Genomic DNA, 19,987 nt, shown 5'->3' on the forward strand with positions numbered 1-19,987 from the left:
GTGCGCGCCAGATGCGGAACCGACCGTGCGCGCACCGGTTAACTCACCGCTGCGGGGCAAGCTAGAAAGTGAGACTACGACATGAAAAAGGCTCTTATTCTTACAACGGCAGCGTTTCTTGCGACCACCGGTCTGGCCGCCGCGCAAGATGCCGTCATTATCGAAGTGCCCCAGTCTGCACGCGATTATGTTATCGCCCATCCCGTTGATCCGGTCGTCATTCAAGACGACGTCGGTGAAGGCTATGTTGTGCCGGAAGCCGTTGTCGTGCGCTCCATCCCCGACAATCCGGACTTTGGCTATATCTATGTGAACGGCGAACCGGTCATCGTTTCGATGCAGAACCGACAGGTCGTCTATTATGACGAAGCGCCCAATGCAGGCCCGCCCGTCCCTGTCGTACCCGACGACGTGGTGACATTCGTGGAAAATAACCCGACGCAACCCATTGCTATTGATGGTGACGTGACCGAGGGCATGGTGATCCCGGAAGATGTGCCGCTTGCGGTCGTTCCTGATCAGCCACGATATTCCTATGTCTATATCGATCAGCGTCCAGCGCTTGTAGAGCCGCAGACGCGCCGCGTTATCTGGGTGAAGTAACTCCCCCTTTGATCCCCGCGCTGCAATGCGCGGGAATTTTCAGTTTCGGCCTGTTTAGGCTGCTCGCAGACTAGCCCTCAAGTCCTCTTTCCCTTGTACCGAAATTTTGGACACACGCCTCGGAAGCGTCTCATGGATAGGGATGCCGGCATCCCGCGGGCCATCCTATCTCCGCTCAATCCCCACAGTTGCCTTCACCATACAATCATTAGCGACTTGCGCGATTGCGCCACCATAAAATATAGATAATTTTAGAATCATATCTATTAAAAATGGGATGAATAGCTACATGGTTGAGATTAATGAGATAATTCGTGAGAATCGGGACGTCGATTCAAGCGACAAACAAAGCGATTCGCTCAATCTTGCTAAAATTATCTATAATTTACCATTCATTCAGCTCGTCTACCGCGCGCAGGAAATTCACCGACAGCATTTCGATCCTGACGCTATTCAGATGAGCAGGCTGCTTTCGATCAAGACCGGCGGTTGCGCGGAAGATTGCGGCTATTGCAGCCAGTCGGCGCATTATCCAACCGGGTTGAAGGCGTCCAAACTGATGGAAGTCGAGCGCGTGCTGTCGGAAGCACGCAAGGCGCAGGAAGGCGGCGCAACGCGCTATTGCATGGGAGCTGCCTGGCGCAGTCCCAAGGACCGCGACATGGACATGCTGGTCGCGATGGTGGAGGGCGTCAAGGCAATGGGCATGGAAACCTGCATGACGCTCGGCATGCTGTCGCCCGAACAATCTGCCCGCCTTTCCGACGCCGGGCTCGACTATTACAACCACAATATCGACACGTCGGAGCGGTTTTATCCAGAGATCATCACCACCCGGACTTTTGCAGACCGGCTGGAAACACTGGCGAATGTCCGCGATGCGGGCATCAAGGTCTGTGCAGGCGGCATCCTTGGCATGGGCGAAACCGTGGACGACCGCATTTCGATGCTGGTCACGCTGGCCAGTTTGCCGACACCGCCCGAAAGCGTGCCCATCAACATGCTGATCCCTATTCCCGGATCGCGCCTTGCCAATGCCGAGCCAATTGATCCGTTCGATTTTATACGCACCATCGCGTTGGCCCGGATTCTCATGCCGACATCCTATGTGCGGCTCTCCGCCGGGCGCACCGATATGAGCGATGAAATGCAGGCGCTTTGCTTCTTTGCCGGAGCCAATTCTATCTTTGTCGGCGACACGCTGCTGACAGCCGACAATCCCGGCGAAGATCACGACAGCGCGCTTTTCCGGAGGCTCGGCCTCAAGCCGATGACCCTGGAGCAGTTGCGTTGAGCAACCCGTCCCTTGCCCGTTATCAGGCGACACTGGACGGTCTTGAGCGGAAGTCTCGTTTGCGCGCTCTATCGCCGCAGAACGGCATCGACTTCACCTCGAACGACTATCTGGGTCTCGCCAGTTCACCGCGTCTCAAGGCCGCTATCGCTGCCGCGCTCGACCGGGGTGTTCCGGTTGGCTCAGGTGGATCGCGGCTGTTGCGTGGCAACCATATCGAGCATGAAGCACTCGAAGCCGAAGCAGCAGCCTTCTTCGGCGCAGAAAAAGTGCTGTATTTCGGCACCGGCTTCGCGGCCAATACGGCACTGTTTGCGACCTTGCCGCAGCGCGGCGACCTGATTGTCTGTGACGCGCTGATCCATGCCAGCGTCCACGAGGGCATAGCATCCAGCAAGGCGGATACCGTCTTTGCAAGGCACAACGACGTTGGCGCTTTCGACGCGGCCATCAGCGACTGGCGGCGCAAGGGCGGCAAGGGCCATCCGTGGATTGCCGTCGAAAGTCTCTATTCCATGGATGGTGATATCGCTCCCATCGCAGAACTGGCCGAACTGGCAGATCGCTACGACGGGTTTCTGGTGATCGATGAGGCCCATGCCTCCGGCATTTATGGCCCGCAAGGACGTGGACTGGCGGCAAATATCGAAAATCGCGACAATGTGCTGGTGCTGCACACATGCGGCAAGGCAATGGGTTTATCCGGCGCACTGCTGCAATTGCCCGCCATACTGGGCGACTATCTGGTCAACCGTGCCCGCAACTTCATCTATTCTACCGCACCGTCGCCTTTGATGGCGGCAGGCGTGCACGAGGCATTGCGCATGATCGCCGACGAACCAGAGCGTCGCCAGCAATTGCAAGAGCTGACCGGCCTTGCCGGGTCACTCGTCGTTTCACTTCTGGGTCTCAAGCCGAGCGGCTCGCAAATCATGCCGATCCTGATCGGTGACAATTTTCGCGCCATGCGGATTGCCGAAGCGATGCGCGCCGAGGGTTTCGATATTCGGGCAATCCGCCCGCCGACCGTACCGGAAGGAACCGCACGGCTCAGACTATCCATCACGCTTAATGTCAGTGAAAGCCAGATCCGCCAGATGTTCGACCGGCTTTCCATCGCAATCGGGAAAGACAGACCATGACAACGCGTTTCGTCGTCTCCGGCACAGATACCGGCATCGGCAAGACGGTCTTTTCAGCCGTCCTCACCGCCGCCCTCGACGGTTACTACTGGAAACCGGTGCAATCCGGTCTGGACGAAGAAACCGATAGTCAGGCCGTCGCACGGCTTGCCGGCCTGCCACAAGGCCGCATCTTGTCGGAAGTCTACAAACTCACGGCGCCGCTTTCACCGCACCAATCGGCAGCGCTGGACGGCACGGCGATTGCCGCCGATGCATTCGCCGTGCCTGCAACGGAGGGCCCACTGGTGATCGAAGGCGCGGGCGGGCTGCTGGTGCCGCTCTCGGACGATCTGGTTTTTGCCGACATATTTGCCCGATGGAAAATTCCGGTCATCCTTTGCGCCCGCACAAACCTTGGTACGATCAATCACACGCTGCTGTCAGTCGAAGCGCTGAAGCATCGCCGCATACCCCTATGCGGTATTGCCTTCATCGGCGACGAGAATATCGAAACCCAGCGCATCATCGCAAAAATGAGTGGTGCGCGCATTCTTGGTCGCCTGCCGTTCCTGCCCGAACCGGGCGGAAACGCGCTGCGACAAGCCTTTGAGGACAGCTTTGATCCAAGCAGTTTCGCGGAGGTGTGGGCATGAAGCAGCAGACTGTCTGGCACCCCTTTACCCAGCACGCGCTGGAACCGGAGATGCAACGCATCGTATCGACGGAGGGCGCTTATCTGATCGACGAAAGTGGCAAGCGTATTCTCGATGCAATCTCCTCCTGGTGGGTCATCACCCATGGCCATCGGCACCCGAAGATTATGCAGGTGATCCGCAGCGCGACAGAAAGCTTCGACCAGATCATCTTTGCCGAATATTCCCATGCGCCTGCCGAACAACTGGCCGAAGGGCTGATTGAAATCGCGCCGCCCGGCCTGCACCACGTGTTCTATTCGGACAGCGGTTCGACCGCAGTGGAAGTCGCGCTGAAAATGGCACTGGGCTATTTTCACAATATGGGCCAAGCGCGGGACCGTATCGTCGTGATGGAGCACGGCTATCACGGTGACACCATCGGCACCATGTCCACCGGCGAGCGCGGTGTTTTCAATGCGGCCTACGAACCTTTGCTGTTTGGCGTCGACCGGCTGCCCTTTCCGGAAAAGGGCAACGAGCAGCGCACGCTCGACATGTTCGAGGACCATTGCAGGTCAGGCCGCGTGGCGGCATTGCTGATCGAACCGCTTATTCTCGGCGCGGGCGGCATGAAAACCTATCGCCCGGCCCTGCTGACAGCTCTGAAAGAGATTGCCGAGCGGTTTGGCTGCCTGCTGATCGCCGATGAGGTGATGACCGGCTGGGGGCGAACCGGAACACTCTTTGCCTGCGAGCAGGCGCGCATCACACCGGATATTATGTGCGTATCCAAAGGACTAACCGGCGGGGCGTTGCCACTTGCCGCAACGCTTTGTACCTCGGCGATCTTCGACGCGCATCTTTCGACCGACCGCCGCAAGACCTTCTTTCACTCAAGCTCTTACACGGCCAACCCGATTGCCTGTGCCGCCGCGGTCGCCAATCTGGAAGTCTGGCGACAGGAACCAGTGCTCAGCCGCATTCGGTCAATCGAGGAGTTTCACGAACACAATCTGACGCGATTTGCAGGCGACCGACGCTTTGCGAATATCCGGCAGGCGGGAACGATTGCAGCGCTCGATATTGTTGTGCCGTCCGGTGGCTATCTCGCGGAAATCGGCCAGCACATGCGCAAACTGTTTCGTGAGCGCAACTTGCTGATCCGCCCGCTTGGCAACGTGCTTTATCTGATGCCGCCCTATTGCGTGACCAGCGCCGAACTGGCCCATATTTATGACGCGATTGACGAAGTGGCATCCATCGTGACGGGGCAATCGCAATGAGCCTTTGCCGTTCCTCCTGCATGGCAGGCTTCGGCCACGCCGTGCCCGAACGTTGTGTGGAGAACCGAGAGATCGAACAACAGCTCGGTCTTGAACCGGGCTGGATCGAACGACGCACGGGCATCCGCTCGCGCTATTGGGCAGGTGAAGGCGAAACTTTGAGTGGGCTTGCGGCCAAGGCCGGAGATATGGCGCTCGATAATGCCGCCATTGCCCGCGAAGACGTCGCGCTGACTTTGCTTGCTACGTCGACGCCGGATCATCTGCTGCCGCCGTCAGCGCCCTTGCTGGCGCATAAGCTCGGCCTTGCGCGGTCAGGTGCCATTGATCTGGCGGGCGCTTGTGCGGGTTTTCTCTATGCGCTTACTCTCGCAGACAGCTTTGTCCGCACACATAACCGTCCGGTGCTTGTGGTTGCGGCCAATATTCTAAGCCGCCGCATCAACCCGGCTGAGCGTGCAAGCAGCGTCCTCTTTGCCGATGCGGCAGGCGCAGTCGTGCTCGCACCAGACACGAACCCGCACCGCGGATTTTTAGCGGCTGATTTGTCTTCGGACGGAAGCGGCTATGACCTGATTTCTATCCCATCGGGCGGCAGCAACCGGCCATTCTCGCCCGACATGGCACCGGAGCAATTCCTGATGTCGATGCAGAATGGTCGCGAGGTGTTTTCCCGTGCGGTCGATTTGATGACGGTCACCTCCAGAAATGCGCTGGAAAAGGCAGACGTTGAGGCCGCTGACATTGATCGTTTTGTGCCCCACCAGGCCAATGCGCGCATGTTCGATGCCGTTGCACATAATCTGGATATCAATCCGGCCAAAACGGTGCGGACAATCGCAACCTACGGCAACTCCTCCGCCGCGACCATTCCGCTGTCGCTTTCAGTCGCAAATCAGACAGGTCCTTTTGCAGAGGGCGAGGCGCTTTTGCTGACCGCTGCGGGCGCCGGTATGATGGGCGGCGCAGCGGTCTATATTGCTTAGTCTTCCAGCTTACGACTGCGCCGTCTTCGCTGGAGCAGCTTTATGTTCCTCCTGCGGAGCGGCAGCCTTGCGCGCAACAAGACTGTAGACGACCGGCACCACGAAGAGCGTCAACAGCGTACCGAACGACATGCCGCCAACGATCACCCAGCCGATGGCCTGACGGCTTTGTGCGCCAGCACCGCTTGCAATCGCAAGCGGAATAGCGCCGAGCACCATCGCCCCGGTGGTCATGAGGATCGGGCGCAGGCGCATTACTGCGGCCTCCGTTACCGCATTGGCAACATCGCGTCCTTGATCACGCATATGATTGGCGAATTCGACAATCAGAATGCCGTGTTTGGTGATAAGCCCGACCAGCGTGACCAGACCGATCTGGCTGTAGACATTCATGCTCGCCCCCGCAAACCAGAGTGCGAGCAAAGCCCCGGCAATCGAGAGCGGAACCGTGAGCAGAATGATGAACGGGCTGACAAAGCTTTCAAACTGCGCTGCCAGAACCAGATAGATGAACAGAATGGCCAGACCAAACACGAACAGAATGCTCGAATTGGAGCTGGTGAAATCACGCGACTCCCCTTCCAGATCATATTGGGCATAGGTCGGAAACATCTCATTCGCCGTATTTTGCAGATAAGTCAGCGCCTCACCAAGTGAGTAGTCAGGTGACAGTCCCGCACTGATCGTCGCCGAGCGCAGCCGGTTGAAACGATAGAGATTGGCTGGTTCGACACTTTCCTTGACGGTTACGAGATTGGACAGCGGAATAAGCTGGCCGGACGAGCCGCGCACATTGACGATGTTGATGGAATCCGGCGTCGCACGGTCGCTCGCATCAAGCTGGACAAGGACATCCGATTGTTCGCCATCCCGGTCGATGCGTGTAACCTGACGGCTGCCGAACATCGTTTCCAGCGTACGGCCGACATCGGAAACCTGCAGACCCGCTTCGCGGATCTTCTCGCGGTTCATGTTGATTTCCATACGCGGCTTGTTGAGATCGAGATTCGATTCAACATTCAACAGTCCGGGGTTCTCCTTGATCTTGTCGACAAATGCGTTCGCGAGTGTGTTGAGATCCTCGTAGCTTGAGGAAGACTGGATCACAAACTGGACCGGATTGTTTGCCCCTGCCCCGCTACCCCGCGCGGTCGAGAGCGATGGCATGTTAAAGGCGAAGCCGCGAACGCCGGGGATCGCCGCCATTTGCGGACCGATGGACCGAATAATTTCCTGCTGACTGCGGTCGCGCTCATCCCAGTCTTTCAACAGCCCGAAGGCACTGAAATTGGTCACCTGCGGAAAACCGTAAATGGCAAAATATGTACTGACCTCAGGTATGTTGGAAAGAATTTCCTCGCTGACCTGGCCATAACGCTGTGTGAACTGAAGCGTCGAGCCTTCCGGAGCCGTGCCTGCCATACGGATGACACCGCGGTCTTCAACCGGGGCAAGCTCACTCGGCAGATTGACATAAAGGAAGCCGGCCAGAACCGCGGTTGCCGCAGCGCCAGTCAGCACGATCAGCTTGTGGCGCATGGCAAGCCCCAGCGCACGCCGGTAGTTCTCGTTGAGACTGTCGAGAAACCGTTCCAGTGCGCGCGAAATCCGGCCCTGATTTTCATTGTGACGCAAAAGCTTGCCACACATCATGGGTGTCAGCGTCAACGCCACGAAGCCGGAAACCAGCACCGCACCGGCAAGCGTTAGCGCGAACTCGATGAACAATTGCCCTGTTCGGCCCTCGGTGAACGCGATCGGCACATAGACAGCGGCCAGGGTGAGTGTCATCGCAATGACTGCAAAGGCAATTTCCCCTGTTCCGGCAATAGCTGCCTGTACTGGGGTTTCCCCTTCTTCGATGCGCCTGTGCACGTTTTCCAGAACAACGATGGCGTCATCAACCACCAGACCGATGGCAAGCACCATGGCGAGCAGGGTCAGTGTGTTGATACTGAAGCCGAAGGCAAACATGATTGCCAGCGTTGTGATGAGTGAAACCGGTATCGTCACGATGGGAATAAGGCTCGCGCGCACCGAGCGCAGGAAGAAGAAGATCACCAGGATCACGAGGATGATCGCCTCGCCAATCGTGCTGAACACCGCCGCAATGGAACGGTCAATAAAGATCGACGTGTCATAGGTGATTTCAGCCCGCATCCCATCCGGCAAACTTGCCTGAATGGCGGGGAGGACCGCACGCAGATTGTTCGCGACATCAAGCGGGTTCGCAGTTGCCTGTTTGACAACGCCAATAGATATAGCGGTTTGCCCCTGCTTGGTGGTTGCACGGCGTTCATCGGCAGCGCCCAGTTCAGTCCTTCCAACATCACGCAGACGCACCGGATAACCGTTCACGACATTGATAATGATATCCGCGAATTCTTCAGGCGTTCTCAGTGCTGTATTGGCAAGAAGTGTAAACTCCCGATCCTTGCTTTCAATACGCCCGGCGGGCACTTCGACATTCTGGTTTTCAAGCGCCGTCTCGACGTCCTGAACCGTCAGGCCATAACCCGCCAGCTTGCGGGCATCGATCCAGACACGCATCGCATATTCGCGCGCGCCAAGAATACGGGCTTCCGAAACGCCCGGCAGATTCTGGATGCGGTCAACAATCGTGCGATTGAGAACGTCGGTGATTTCAAGGCCGGAATGACGGTCGCTTGTAAACGCCACATACACGATGGGTTGCGCATCCGCTTCCACCTTGGCGACAATCGGCTCGTCAATCTCATCAGGAAGATTGCGCCTTGCGCGGGAAACGCGGTCGCGCACTTCGGCGGCAGCCACCTCTGGATCGGTACCGAGCGTAAAGCGCACCGTGATGGCGCTGGTTTCAGCGCGACTTGTCGATGACACCACATCGATACCGGCAATACCGGAAAGCTGGGTTTCCAGAACCTGCGTCACCTGACTTTCCACAATTTCGGCATTGGCGCCGGAATAGGTGGTGGAAACGGAAACTGTCGGTTCTTCGACATCAGGATATTCGCGGGTGCTCAGCCGCTCATAAGATACGATGCCGAGCAAAACCAGCACGAGACTAAGGACCGTAGCGAAGACCGGTCGGCGGACACACATTTCCCATATGGACATCAGACCGCCTCCTCCGCAGTTGCTTCCTGAACACGAACTTTGGTTCCTGTTCGCAGCTTCTGCTGACCGGCCGTCACGACACGTGCCTCCTTATCGAGGCCCGTGACAATCTCGACCATCCCTTCAAGCCGTTGCCCGAGCGTGACCGTGACCACCTCGACCGTATCGTCCGTATTGATGCGATAGACGGTCTGCGTTTCGCCACTCGGCACAATGGCGCTTTCCGGCACCAGCATGGCATCTGCCTTGGTGCCTGTCGTGACATTGACGCGCACAAAAAGCCCCGGCCTCAACTTCAGATCGGGATTGGCGATCAAGGCGCGCATGCGGATAGAGCGGCCTGTTTCATCGACGGAAGGCTCGATAGCATAGACCTGCCCCTGAAACGGCTGGTCTGGCAGCGCATCGGCCACCACCGACACGTTCTGCTGTGGCGAAATATTCGCCAGCGCGACTTCCGGCAGGGTAAACTCCGCCACCAGTGGATCGATCTGATCGAGCTTGGCAAGATTGGTCGTGCCCGCTGTAACATATGCGCCAACACTGACGGACCGCAGGCCTACCACGCCATCGAACGGCGCCTTGATCGAAGTCTGCGCCAGTTGGGCCTCGGCCAATGCGAGCGCGGCCTCTGTATTGCGCAGGTTCGCCTGCGCCTCTTCCAAAGCCTGCGTTGCGCTGATGCCGCGCTTGGACAAGGCTTCGGTGCGTTCGAAAGTCGACTGGGCAAGAATATTCGCCGCTCGGGCCGATTGCACGGAAGCGTTCAGAATGGACGTGTCCAGTTGAAACAGAAGAGTGCCTGCGTCAACGCGCTGGCCTTCCTGAAACAAAATTTTGTCGACGCGCCCGCCGATTTCCGACGAAAGCGTCACTGATTCCTTGGCACGCAAGCTGCCAACAGCCGAGATCGTGCTGTCCAGATCACGTGTTTGCACCAGAGCCGCTTCCACCACCGTGGCATTGGCCTGAACCGGAGCAATCGACGCCGTCGTCTCAGCGGATGTTTTTTGCGTGCCACGCCATGCAAAAAAAGCTGCGATCAGCACCAGCCCCAATACAAGAACTAGTATACCTCGTTTCCCAAGTTTCATATGCTAGCCTTTCATCGGGTCGGGCCATGAGTTTCCGCAGCGGGGCACGCGGACGGATCAAACAGGGCGAGAGTCAAATATTAGCTTTCAAAATATTTTACTTTACAGTAAAGTAAAATTAATCTTCTGTAATGTCAGGCTCTTGGCTAGCAGAGGGGTATCGGGGGAGGGACTGAAAAGCGTGGACAAGAAAATGAATGTGAGCACCGCAACAGTGCTCGATGCGACAAGAAAAATGCTGTCGGAGCACGGCTCTGCGGTCAGCCTGGAGTTGATCGCCGCCGAAGCGGGTCTGACGCGACAGACTTTGTATAATCGTTTTGGTAGCAAACAGGTTTTACTGAAGACCGCATTTGACGATATCCGCAATAAAATCCACGCCCGCCTCGATAATGCTCCGTGGGGAGCACAACCTGAAATCCTCCTGCCTGTGATCGGACGGATCGTGGCGGATAATTTTCTGGACCTGGAAATGGCGAAGCTTTTGCGCGCCATGCTTCAGGCGGTAGAAGAAATTCCCGAAATCGGCACCAGCCTGAGATCGGACAGGACCGGTCAGGTCCTGAGCAGTCTAAGCGCTTATCTTGAAGCGAAGACGAAAGCCGGTGAATTCCAGGTCGCGAACCCTGAAGTGCAGGCAATGCTGTTTTTAGGCAGCATCAGCGGGTTTCTCTTTCCCCGCCTGCTTCTTGGAACTGCCGCGCCGGACGAAGAGCGGAATCAGGAACTGGTCAACGAGGCGGTCAAAAGCTTCATCAGTCTCTGGCGCAAAAGTGAACTGCCCCCTCCCAACAAGTGAACGAGGCTTTCTGTGTTGAAACACTCCATGCATGCCGCTTTCATCGCCACTCTTATCGGCGCGGTTTCCGTGTCGGCGCCTTCGCTTGCGCAACAGACACGCGACATCGCCAAGGAAGAAGCCAACCGTAAAATCGTGCTGGAATTTTACGATGGTGTCTTCAACAAGCATGAAGTGGAAAAATACTCCGAAGTGCTCGCCGAAAACTACATCCAGCACAATCCCGGCGTTCCCGACGGGAAAGCCCCCTTCGTGAAATTTTTCACCCAGCGCTTCAAGGACAATCCGCAGGCGACAGCCCGCATCGTGCGCAGCGCCACAGACGGCGATCTCGTCTTCCTGCATCTTCAGTCCAAGATGAATGAAGCAGACAGGGGCCGCGCTGTCGTGGATATTTTCCGCGTTGATAACGGCAAGATCGTCGAGCACTGGGATGTCATTCAGGCTGTTCCCGAAACGTCAAAGAACAACAATACGATGTTTTAAATCTTTCATTCGCAACCGCATCGAAAGCCAGCCTCTCCGGCTGGCTTTTTCATTTTCACGGCAACAGGTCGACAAAAACTGTTCCCGGCGTCTGCTTCTCGCTTGTTTCTACCCAAAAGCGATCCTACGATGCCTTAATTCACCGGCCTACTGCGCCTTTCCCCAACAGATCAGCAGCAGTTAACAGCGCATCCACGCTCGCCAGTGCCATGGATTACAGTCGCAAGACAAACGAATTAAGGACTTGAGAAAATGACCGACAAGCAGGCCTCGAAGGCAATGTGGACCTATTACAAGGGCGAATGGCGCGAAGGCGATGTGCGCATTCTGGGCGCGGCCTCGCACGCAACCTGGCTCGGTTCTGCTGTATTCGACGGCGCACGCCTGTTCGAAGGCGTTACGCCGGACCTCGACCGTCACTCGGCCCGCGCCAATGATTCCGCCCGCGCGCTTGGCCTTGAGCCGACGCTCTCGGCCAATGACATCGAAGCACTGGCGCTGGAAGGCCTGAAGAAATTCGCCCCCGGCACCGATGTTTACATCCGCCCCATGTACTGGGCCGAAGACGGCGACAGCAGCACGGTCGCGCCGCTTGCTTCCTCAACCGATTTCGCCTTGTGCCTTGAAGCCATTCCGATGGTCGAGCCAAAGGGTTTCACCATCACCACGACCTCGTTCCGTCGTCCCTATCTGGAAGTCATGCCGGTCAATGCCAAGGCGGCCTGCCTCTATCCGAACAATGGACGCATGCTGCTCGAAGCCAAGGCCAAGGGCTTTCACAACGCAATCGTGACCGATGTGCTGGGCAATGTTGCCGAGACGGCAACCTCCAATATTTTCATGGTTCGCGGCGGCGAAGTCTTCACGCCGGTGCCGAACGGCACTTTCCTCAACGGCATCACGCGCCAGCGCGTGATCTCGCTGTTGCGCGCAGCAGGCGTGACCGTGCATGAAACCACGCTCAAGATCGAGGACTTCCGTCAAGCCGACGAGATTTTCTCCACCGGCAATATGAGCAAGGTTGTGCCGATCATCGGCTTTGATGATCGCAGGTTTGAGTACGGAGCCGTCACCAAGCGCGCCCGCAGCCTCTATTGGGAATGGGCCCACGCCTGATTTCCTGCCGAAAACTTCAACTTCCATGATGCTCCGGGTCGTTCTGCCCGGAGCCAATCCCTGACAGCGGCTGGCGCATGATCGAACATACACCCCTGTATCTGGCAGTCGCTATCACGGCGGCGTTTCTGGTTGGCATGTCAAAAGGCGGCCTGCCCTCGGTCGGCACGCTCGCTGTTCCGCTGATGGCACTCGTCATCTCACCCGTGACAGCCGCCGCCTTGCTGCTGCCGATCTATGTCATAAGCGACATGTTCGGGCTTTATCTCTACCGCCACCATTATTCAGCGCGCAATCTCGCCATCCTCACGCCCGCAGCCATTGTCGGCGTCGGCATTGGCTGGCTGTTCAGCTCGCATCTTTCCAGCACCTTCATCGGCATGCTGGTGGGGTTGGTCGGCATCCTGTTCTGCCTCAATGCCTGGATCGGCGCTCGCTATCGCCGAAAGGCCCGCAAGGCCGATGTTCCGGGCGGTGTCTTCTGGGGTGTTCTCACCGGCCTCACCAGCTTCGTGTCCCATTCCGGCGCGCCACCATTTCAGATGTATGTGCTGCCGCAGCATTTGGAAAAACTGGTCTTCGCGGGCACATCGACCATCCTCTTTGCCATCGTCAATGCCGTGAAGCTGGTTCCATACTGGCAGTTGCAGCAGTTTTCCAACCTCGATCTGTCAATGGGACTCTGGCTGATCCCTTCCGCAGTGATCGGCACTTTTGCAGGTGCGAAACTGACGCGGCTGCTTCCAGACGGTCCTTTCTTCCTGCTCGTACAACTCACACTGTTCGGGCTTTCCATCAAGCTGATAGCCGATTGGGTCATGCCGTATTTCTTTGGTTGAGACGCTTTCAGAGTTCTTGCCAGACGGCTTCGCTTCCGCCACCATGCGCGCAAAAATGAGGGGAGATTGTGCGAATGGCAGACGCGGATGCGATCATCATCGGCGCGGGGCTGGCGGGTTTGGCCGCAGCGAACGAACTGACCAGCGCGGGCAAAACAGTCATCCTTCTGGAACAGGAAGGCGAAAACTCCATCGGCGGTCAGGCGTTCTGGTCGCTGGGCGGCCTGTTCATGATCGACACGCCGGAGCAACGCCGTCTTGGCATCAAGGACAGTTTCGATCTTGCTGCGCAAGACTGGTTCGGTTCAGCACAGTTTGACCGGCCAGAGGACCTCTGGCCCCGAAAATGGGCCGAAGCCTATCTGCAATTTGCAACCGGTGAAATGCGCCCATGGCTGCGCAGCCTTGGCATGCGCTGGTTTCCCGTTGTCGGCTGGGCCGAACGTGGCGGCGCGCTCGCCCACGGGCATGGCAACTCGGTGCCGCGTTTCCACGTCACATGGGGCACAGGCCCTGGCGTCGTGGCCCCGTTTGAACAGCGGCTGCGGGAAGCAATGGCCAAAGGCCTGGTCACCCTGAAGTGCCGTCATCGTGTCAGTCAGATTACCAGTGAGAACGGACGCATCACCGGCGTTTTCGGCGAAGTGCTGGCTCCTTCCACCGTGGAGCGCGGGCAACCATCTTCCCGAGAGGTGATTGGCGAATTCGCATTTGGCGCTGACAACGTTATCGTAACGTCCGGCGGCATTGGCGGCGATCCTGAACGCGTGCGTCGGGCATGGCCGCGCGAAAGGCTCGGCAATCCGCCGAAGGAAATGGTGCTGGGCGTACCAGCCTATGTGGACGGGCGCGGCATCGATATGGCGGTGAACGCAGGCGGGCACGTCATCAATGCCGATCGCATGTGGCACTACACCGAAGGTTTGCGCAACTGGAACCCGATCTGGCCCAATCATGGCATCCGCATCCTGCCCGGCCCATCGTCCATGTGGTTCGACGCGCGCGGCAACCGGCTGCCAGCTCCCTATCTGCCCGGTTTCGACACGCTGGGCACACTCAAGCACATTCTCTCCACCGGCTATGATTATTCCTGGTTCATTTTGACCGAGAAGATCATCCGCAAGGAGTTTTCACTCTCCGGCTCCGAGCAAAACCCGGACCTGACCGGCAAAAGCTGGAAGCTGCTGCTGAAAAGTCGTCTCGGCAAAGCTCCACCACCACCTGTCAAAGCCTTCATCGATAACGGTGCCGATTTCATCACCGCCAAGACGATCGAAGAACTGGTCGCAGGCATGAACAATTTGAGCGGTGAGAAACTGCTCGATGTGCGACGGATTCGCGACCAGATCGAAGCGCGGGACCATGAAGTGGTCAATCGTTACACGAAGGACGCGCAGATCATGGCGATCCATAATGCGCGCGCCTATATCGGTGACAGGCTGACGCGCGCGGTACCGCTGCATGCGCTGCTGGATCCGGCCAACGGCCCGCTGATTGCCGTTAAGCTGCATATTCTGACCCGCAAAACGCTGGGCGGTCTGCACACCAATCTCCAGTCGGCGGTTCTGGGCGAGGAGGGCGAGCCGGTTCCCGGCCTTTATGCAGCGGGCGAAGCTGCCGGTTTCGGCGGCGGCGGGTATCACGGCTATAATGCGCTGGAAGGCACTTTTCTAGGCGGTTGTATATTTTCCGGGCGGGCGGCAGGCCGGGCGGTCGCTTCAATCTGAATTGCCAAATACCTTCTGAAAACACCAGTAACCAACTGATTTAATAAAATTTTCAGCCATATTTCTGCCAGCGTCCCCCGTGGCGCGCTGTCCCGTTTTCTATATGAGATTTTTATATCGCGGCTGGTTTCCCTGTCTCGAAACCCTATGCCGTAAGGTCACATAATCCCTGCATGGCAAAAAAGCCTTCACAACAGGGAGCCCCGCAAGGGGACGACATTATGGACATCGCCGTCCTGGCAATCGGCATCGGCTTCTTCGCTCTGCTCTTCGGCTATCTGCGCGTCTGCGAAAAGCTTTGAGGGCGTAACATGCTGATCGAATACATCGCTGGCGCTTTGGTCGCCATCTTCATCGCGATCTATCTTCTTTATGCGCTCATTCGACCCGAGCGGTTTTGAGTTGCAGCCCCACTGGGCTTGGGAAAAACCATGACAATCAATGGATGGATACAGATCCTCGTCTTTTGCGGGATCATCATTCTGCTCATAAAGCCGCTTGGCGGCTATATAACGCGAGTCTTCAACGGCGACCGGACATTCCTTTCGCCGGTTTTCGTGCCTGTCGAACGCGGGCTATACCGTCTTGCGGGCACTGGCGAGCGCGAGGAACAGCACTGGACGAGCTACACCGCCGCCATGCTGCTGTTCAATCTGGCCGGGTTTCTTCTGCTTTATGCGATGCAACGGTTTCAGGGCGCATTGCCCTTCAATCCTATGGGCATGAGCAATGTGCCCGCCGACCTCGCCTTCAACACCGCCACCAGTTTCGTGACCAATACCAACTGGCAGAATTATGGCGGGGAAAGCACCATGTCCTATCTGACCCAGATGGCCGGACTGACGGTGCAGAACTTCGTCTCGGCTGCGACGGGCGTTGCAATCGCGATGGCGCTTATCAGAGCTTTCTCGCGCAAATCAATGAAAACGCTCGGTAATTTCTGGGTCGATCTGACGCGCTGCACGCTCTATATCCTGCTGCCGATCTGCATCGTGATGACGCTTGCCTTCGTCGCACTCGGTGTGCCGCAAACGCTTGGCGCCTATGCGCAGGCCACGACGCTGGAAGGCGCACGGCAGGTCATCGCGCTTGGGCCTGTTGCATCGCAGCTGGCAATCAAAATGCTCGGCACCAATGGCGGCGGCTTCTTCAACGCCAATTCCGCACATCCTTTTGAAAACCCGGACGCCATCTCCAACATGATCCAGATGGTTGCGATCTTCGCCATCGGCGCATCGCTGACCAATGTTTTTGGCCGCATGGTCGGCAATGAAAAGCAAGGCTGGGCCATTTTTGCGGCCATGGGCGTGCTGTTCGTCGCAGGCGTGGCCATCTGCTATTGGGCAGAAGCTGCGGGTAACCCGCTGATCCACGCGCTCGGCATCGACGGCGCGAATATGGAAGGCAAGGAAGCCCGCTTCGGCATCACCATGTCCGCCCTTTTCGCCGTGGTCACAACTGCTGCATCCTGTGGCGCGGTGATTGCCATGCATGACAGCATGATGGCGCTCGGCGGTATGATCCCGATGATCAACATGATGCTCGGAGAAATCATCATTGGCGGTGTCGGTGCAGGCTTTTACGGCATCATCCTGTTCGTCATCGTGGCGATTTTCGTTGCTGGCCTGATGGTTGGTCGCACGCCTGAATATCTGGGCAAGAAGATCGAGGCCAAGGAAGTCAAGATGGCGATGCTGGCCGTGCTGTGCCTGCCGCTGTCGATCCTCGGCTTCACGGCAATCGCCTCCGTCATTCCGGCAGGCTTGAGTTCAATTGCCAATCAGGGACCGCACGGCTTTTCGGAAATCCTCTACGCCTATACGTCGGGCACCGCCAATAACGGCTCGGCATTCGGCGGGCTCTCCGGCAACACGCCCTGGTACAACATCACCATCGGCCTTGCCATGCTGATGGGGCGCTTCCTCGTCATCGTTCCCGCCATGGCCATTGCCGGATCGCTGGTCGCCAAGAAAATCGCACCGCAATCGGCAGGCACCTTCCCGACCCATGGTCCTTTGTTCGTGGGCTTGCTGATCGGCGTCATTCTGGTTGTCGGCGGGCTGATCTTCTTCCCTGCGCTGGCGCTGGGACCGATCGCCGAACACCTCGCCTTGATCCAGGGAAAGACTTTCTGATGCTGAAACCGTCGAGTTGCATTCTGTCGATCCTTGCCGTGATGCTCATCCTGTTTCTCGCCATCCGGCTGATCTGAGCGTCCGCTTCGCAAAACATCTACTGGAGCCTCGTTATGAGCCAGTCCAAATCCGCGAGCATTCTCGATGCCCGCATCCTTATCCCGGCGGTTGGCGATGCCTTCCGCAAATTGAACCCGAAAAGCCTTGCCCGAAACCCGGTCATGTTCGTCGTGGCCGTCGTTTCCGCCCTCACCACGGTGCTGCTTGCAAAAGACATCGTGACCGGTGGGGCCAGTGTCGGCTTTTCATTCCAGATCGTGCTGTGGCTTTGGTTCACGGTGCTGTTCGCCAATTTTGCCGAAGCGGTTGCCGAAGGGCGTGGCAAGGCCCAAGCAGAATCGCTGCGCCGCACGCGCACCGAAACACAGGCCAAGCTTCTGAATGGCGACAGCAAGACCGATTACAAAACTGTACCCGGAACCAGCCTCAAGGTCGGCGATATCGTTCTCGTCGAAGCGGGCGACATCATCCCGTCCGATGGCGAGGTGATCGAGGGTGTGGCTTCGGTCAATGAAGCCGCCATCACCGGCGAATCTGCGCCCGTCATCCGCGAATCCGGCGGCGACCGTTCCGCCGTAACCGGCGGCACGCAGGTGCTGTCCGACTGGATCAGGGTGCGCATCACGGCGGCTCAGGGCTCGACCTTCATCGACAAGATGATCAGCCTCGTGGAAGGCGCCGAGCGCCAGAAAACCCCGAACGAAATCGCGCTCAACATCCTGCTGGCAGGCATGACACTGATCTTCGTTCTGGCCGTGGTGACGATTCCAAGCTTCGCGACCTATGCGGGCGGCTATATCCCGGTCATCGTGCTGGTTGCCCTGTTTGTAACGCTGATCCCGACCACCATCGGCGCTCTGCTGTCAGCCATCGGCATCGCAGGCATGGACCGTCTGGTGCGCTTCAATGTGCTGGCCATGTCGGGTCGGGCGGTGGAAGCAGCAGGTGATGTCGACACATTGCTCCTCGACAAGACTGGCACGATCACGCTCGGCAATCGTCAGGCAACCGCCTTCATGCCGGTAACCGGCGTCAGCGAACAGGAATTGGCCGACGCCGCGCAACTGGCCTCGCTTGCCGATGAAACACCGGAAGGTCGGTCCATCGTGGTTCTGGCCAAGGAGAAATATGCCATTCGCGGTCGCGATATGCAGAGCCTGCATGCGACTTTCGTGCCCTTTACGGCACAGAGCCGCATGAGCGGTGTCGATATCGACGGTTCGTCCATCCGCAAGGGCGCTGTGGATGCCGTGCTGAAACATGTGGGCCAGAACCGTGCGACCGAAGAAAAGGTCACCCACGAGCTACAAGCCATTGCCGATACGATTGCAAAATCCGGCGGCACGCCGCTGGCCGTGGTCAAGGATGGCAGGCTGCTTGGCGTTATCCATCTCAAGGATATCGTGAAGGGCGGCATCCGCGAGCGTTTCTCCGAACTGCGGCGCATGGGCATCCGCACGGTGATGATCACCGGCGACAACCCCATGACGGCAGCGGCAATTGCGGCAGAAGCGGGTGTGGATGATTTTCTGGCGCAGGCGACCCCGGAGAACAAGCTGGCGCTGATCCGCGAGGAACAGGCCAAGGGCAAACTCGTCGCCATGTGCGGCGACGGTACCAACGACGCACCGGCCCTCGCACAGGCCGATGTGGGTGTCGCCATGAATACCGGCACCGTAGCTGCCCGCGAGGCAGGTAATATGGTCGATCTCGACAGCGATCCGACGAAGCTCATCGAGATCGTTGAAATCGGCAAGCAGCTTCTGATGACGCGCGGCGCGCTGACGACCTTCTCCATCGCCAACGATATCGCCAAATATTTCGCGATCATTCCGGCCATGTTTCTGGCCTTCTACCCGCAGCTCGGCGCGCTCAACATCATGAACCTTGCCACGCCGCAAAGCGCCATTCTCTCGGCCATTATCTTCAACGCGCTCATCATCGTGGCGCTGATCCCGCTTTCGTTGAAGGGCGTGAAATACAAGGCCGTCGGCGCAGGCGCCCTGCTCTCGCGCAACCTGCTCATCTACGGCCTCGGCGGCGTCATCGTTCCGTTCATCGGCATCAAGGCCATCGATATGGCCATCGTTGCCCTTGGCCTCGCATAAGGATTTTCACCCATGTTGAAGCAACTTCGTCCCGCATTGGTTATGATCGTCGCGCTTACCGTCATCACCGGCTTCATCTATCCGCTCGGCATGACCGGCATCGCCCAGGCAATCTTTCCGCAGCAGGCCAATGGCAGCCTGATCGAGAAGGACGGAACGGTCATCGGTTCCGAGCTGATCGGCCAGAATTTTAGCGGCGACCGTTATTTCCACGGCCGTCCATCCGCCGCGGGCAAGGATGGCTACGATGCATCCAGCTCGGGCGGCTCCAATCTCGGCCCGACCAATCCCGCTTTGATCGAGCGGATCAAGGGCGAGGCGGAAACCTTGAAACAGGCAACGCCTGACACCGCGATCCCTATCGATCTCGTGACCACCTCGGCCAGCGGTCTCGACCCGCATATTTCGCCGGAAACAGCCCTTTATCAGATACCCCGCGTCGCCAAGGCGCGAGGTATCAGCGAAGCCGCGCTGCGCGGCATTGTCGAGCAGCAGGTGGAAGACCGCGAGCTTGGCTTTCTTGGTGAACCTGTGGTCAACGTCCTGAAACTCAATCTTGTTCTGGACAGAACCGCAGCTAAATAAAGTAGAATACGGGC

At 57.9% G+C, this 19,987-nt stretch carries 18 protein-coding genes; 16 read left to right on the forward strand and 2 right to left on the reverse strand.

The features are described 5' to 3' along the window. Positions 1 to 81: 81 nt before the first annotated feature. From FGI60_RS08295 to FGI60_RS08320, 6 genes are all read left to right on the forward strand, one after another. Positions 82 to 603: a DUF1236 domain-containing protein gene (locus FGI60_RS08295; RefSeq protein WP_138784778.1), complete on the forward strand. Its 522-nt coding sequence runs from the start codon at positions 82 to 84 to the stop codon at positions 601 to 603. A gap of 298 nt (positions 604 to 901) precedes the next feature. Next, positions 902 to 1,897, forward strand: coding sequence for a biotin synthase BioB (bioB, locus tag FGI60_RS08300; protein WP_374843065.1), 996 nt, complete (start codon positions 902 to 904; stop codon positions 1,895 to 1,897). Continuing rightward, positions 1,894 to 3,039 (forward strand): 8-amino-7-oxononanoate synthase, encoded by a 1,146-nt coding sequence (locus tag FGI60_RS08305; protein WP_138784780.1) that lies wholly within the window; start codon positions 1,894 to 1,896, stop codon positions 3,037 to 3,039. Before bioB ends, FGI60_RS08305 begins: the two co-directional genes overlap by 4 nt. Next, complete coding sequence (gene bioD / locus FGI60_RS08310; protein ID WP_138784781.1) at positions 3,036 to 3,674, forward strand: dethiobiotin synthase; 639 nt, start codon at positions 3,036 to 3,038, stop codon at positions 3,672 to 3,674. The genes FGI60_RS08305 and bioD overlap by 4 nt, the downstream gene beginning before the upstream one ends. Further along, positions 3,671 to 4,939, forward strand: a complete 1,269-nt coding sequence (locus FGI60_RS08315) for an adenosylmethionine--8-amino-7-oxononanoate transaminase (protein ID WP_138784782.1) — start codon at positions 3,671 to 3,673, stop codon at positions 4,937 to 4,939. The genes bioD and FGI60_RS08315 overlap by 4 nt, the downstream gene beginning before the upstream one ends. After that, positions 4,936 to 5,925, forward strand: coding sequence for a beta-ketoacyl-ACP synthase III (locus FGI60_RS08320; protein ID WP_138784783.1), 990 nt, complete (start codon positions 4,936 to 4,938; stop codon positions 5,923 to 5,925). Before FGI60_RS08315 ends, FGI60_RS08320 begins: the two co-directional genes overlap by 4 nt. A gap of 9 nt (positions 5,926 to 5,934) precedes the next feature. Here FGI60_RS08320 and FGI60_RS08325 read toward each other — a convergent pair whose 3' ends face one another. Both FGI60_RS08325 and FGI60_RS08330 read right to left on the reverse strand, forming a co-directional pair. Beyond that, on the reverse strand, positions 5,935 to 9,024 hold the full coding sequence (locus FGI60_RS08325; RefSeq protein ID WP_138784784.1) for an efflux RND transporter permease subunit: 3,090 nt from the start codon (positions 9,022 to 9,024) through the stop codon (positions 5,935 to 5,937). After that, positions 9,024 to 10,118, reverse strand: coding sequence for an efflux RND transporter periplasmic adaptor subunit (locus tag FGI60_RS08330; protein ID WP_138784785.1), 1,095 nt, complete (start codon positions 10,116 to 10,118; stop codon positions 9,024 to 9,026). Before FGI60_RS08330 ends, FGI60_RS08325 begins: the two co-directional genes overlap by 1 nt. A gap of 181 nt (positions 10,119 to 10,299) precedes the next feature. Between FGI60_RS08330 and FGI60_RS08335 the strand changes: the two genes are divergently transcribed. From FGI60_RS08335 to kdpC, 10 genes are all read left to right on the forward strand, one after another. Beyond that, positions 10,300 to 10,917, forward strand: coding sequence for a TetR/AcrR family transcriptional regulator (locus tag FGI60_RS08335; RefSeq protein ID WP_138784786.1), 618 nt, complete (start codon positions 10,300 to 10,302; stop codon positions 10,915 to 10,917). A 27-nt stretch (positions 10,918 to 10,944) separates the two neighbouring features. Then, positions 10,945 to 11,403, forward strand: coding sequence for a nuclear transport factor 2 family protein (locus tag FGI60_RS08340; protein WP_138784787.1), 459 nt, complete (start codon positions 10,945 to 10,947; stop codon positions 11,401 to 11,403). A 252-nt stretch (positions 11,404 to 11,655) separates the two neighbouring features. Beyond that, the gene (locus FGI60_RS08345; protein WP_138784788.1) at positions 11,656 to 12,519 is read left to right on the forward strand and encodes a branched-chain amino acid aminotransferase; all 864 of its coding nucleotides are present in this window, start codon (positions 11,656 to 11,658) and stop codon (positions 12,517 to 12,519) included. A 77-nt stretch (positions 12,520 to 12,596) separates the two neighbouring features. Further along, the gene (locus tag FGI60_RS08350) at positions 12,597 to 13,358 is read left to right on the forward strand and encodes a sulfite exporter TauE/SafE family protein (protein ID WP_138784789.1); all 762 of its coding nucleotides are present in this window, start codon (positions 12,597 to 12,599) and stop codon (positions 13,356 to 13,358) included. Between the two features lie 74 nt (positions 13,359 to 13,432). Next, the gene (locus FGI60_RS08355) at positions 13,433 to 15,085 is read left to right on the forward strand and encodes an FAD-binding dehydrogenase (protein ID WP_138784790.1); all 1,653 of its coding nucleotides are present in this window, start codon (positions 13,433 to 13,435) and stop codon (positions 15,083 to 15,085) included. 173 nt (positions 15,086 to 15,258) lie between these two features. Continuing rightward, complete coding sequence (locus tag FGI60_RS26650; protein ID WP_268898800.1) at positions 15,259 to 15,387, forward strand: hypothetical protein; 129 nt, start codon at positions 15,259 to 15,261, stop codon at positions 15,385 to 15,387. Positions 15,388 to 15,396: 9 nt separating this feature from the next. Continuing rightward, positions 15,397 to 15,486 carry a K(+)-transporting ATPase subunit F gene (gene kdpF / locus FGI60_RS08360; protein WP_078336841.1) on the forward strand — a complete coding sequence of 30 codons (90 nt, stop codon included), beginning with the start codon at positions 15,397 to 15,399 and terminating at the stop codon, positions 15,484 to 15,486. Positions 15,487 to 15,516: 30 nt separating this feature from the next. Beyond that, on the forward strand, positions 15,517 to 17,220 hold the full coding sequence (kdpA, locus tag FGI60_RS08365; RefSeq protein ID WP_138784791.1) for a potassium-transporting ATPase subunit KdpA: 1,704 nt from the start codon (positions 15,517 to 15,519) through the stop codon (positions 17,218 to 17,220). A 113-nt stretch (positions 17,221 to 17,333) separates the two neighbouring features. Beyond that, positions 17,334 to 19,388 (forward strand): potassium-transporting ATPase subunit KdpB, encoded by a 2,055-nt coding sequence (kdpB, locus tag FGI60_RS08370; RefSeq protein ID WP_138784792.1) that lies wholly within the window; start codon positions 17,334 to 17,336, stop codon positions 19,386 to 19,388. A gap of 12 nt (positions 19,389 to 19,400) precedes the next feature. Continuing rightward, positions 19,401 to 19,973: a potassium-transporting ATPase subunit KdpC gene (gene kdpC, locus FGI60_RS08375; RefSeq protein WP_138784793.1), complete on the forward strand. Its 573-nt coding sequence runs from the start codon at positions 19,401 to 19,403 to the stop codon at positions 19,971 to 19,973. Positions 19,974 to 19,987: the final 14 nt, after the last annotated feature.

The sequence above is a fragment of the Brucella haematophila genome, assembly GCF_005938105.1.
GTDB lineage: Bacteria > Pseudomonadota > Alphaproteobacteria > Rhizobiales > Rhizobiaceae > Brucella > Brucella haematophila.

What these genes read in the sequence shown, in the direction of transcription:
- FGI60_RS08295 (WP_138784778.1), top strand. Translation starts at nt 82, where the DNA reads ATGAAAAAGGCTCTTATTCTTACAACGGCAGCGTTTCTTGCGACCACC.
- FGI60_RS08350 (WP_138784789.1), top strand. Translation starts at nt 12,597, where the DNA reads ATGATCGAACATACACCCCTGTATCTGGCAGTCGCTATCACGGCGGCG.
- FGI60_RS08315 (WP_138784782.1), top strand. Translation starts at nt 3,671, where the DNA reads ATGAAGCAGCAGACTGTCTGGCACCCCTTTACCCAGCACGCGCTGGAA.
- FGI60_RS08345 (WP_138784788.1), top strand. Translation starts at nt 11,656, where the DNA reads ATGACCGACAAGCAGGCCTCGAAGGCAATGTGGACCTATTACAAGGGC.
- FGI60_RS08340 (WP_138784787.1), top strand. Translation starts at nt 10,945, where the DNA reads ATGCATGCCGCTTTCATCGCCACTCTTATCGGCGCGGTTTCCGTGTCG.
- kdpA (WP_138784791.1), top strand. Translation starts at nt 15,517, where the DNA reads ATGACAATCAATGGATGGATACAGATCCTCGTCTTTTGCGGGATCATC.
- bioD (WP_138784781.1), top strand. Translation starts at nt 3,036, where the DNA reads ATGACAACGCGTTTCGTCGTCTCCGGCACAGATACCGGCATCGGCAAG.
- kdpB (WP_138784792.1), top strand. Translation starts at nt 17,334, where the DNA reads ATGAGCCAGTCCAAATCCGCGAGCATTCTCGATGCCCGCATCCTTATC.
- FGI60_RS08355 (WP_138784790.1), top strand. Translation starts at nt 13,433, where the DNA reads ATGGCAGACGCGGATGCGATCATCATCGGCGCGGGGCTGGCGGGTTTG.
- kdpF (WP_078336841.1), top strand. Translation starts at nt 15,397, where the DNA reads ATGCTGATCGAATACATCGCTGGCGCTTTGGTCGCCATCTTCATCGCG.
- FGI60_RS26650 (WP_268898800.1), top strand. Translation starts at nt 15,259, where the DNA reads ATGGCAAAAAAGCCTTCACAACAGGGAGCCCCGCAAGGGGACGACATT.
- kdpC (WP_138784793.1), top strand. Translation starts at nt 19,401, where the DNA reads ATGTTGAAGCAACTTCGTCCCGCATTGGTTATGATCGTCGCGCTTACC.
- FGI60_RS08325 (WP_138784784.1), bottom strand. Translation starts at nt 9,024, where the DNA reads ATGTCCATATGGGAAATGTGTGTCCGCCGACCGGTCTTCGCTACGGTC.
- FGI60_RS08330 (WP_138784785.1), bottom strand. Translation starts at nt 10,118, where the DNA reads ATGAAACTTGGGAAACGAGGTATACTAGTTCTTGTATTGGGGCTGGTG.
- FGI60_RS08320 (WP_138784783.1), top strand. Translation starts at nt 4,936, where the DNA reads ATGAGCCTTTGCCGTTCCTCCTGCATGGCAGGCTTCGGCCACGCCGTG.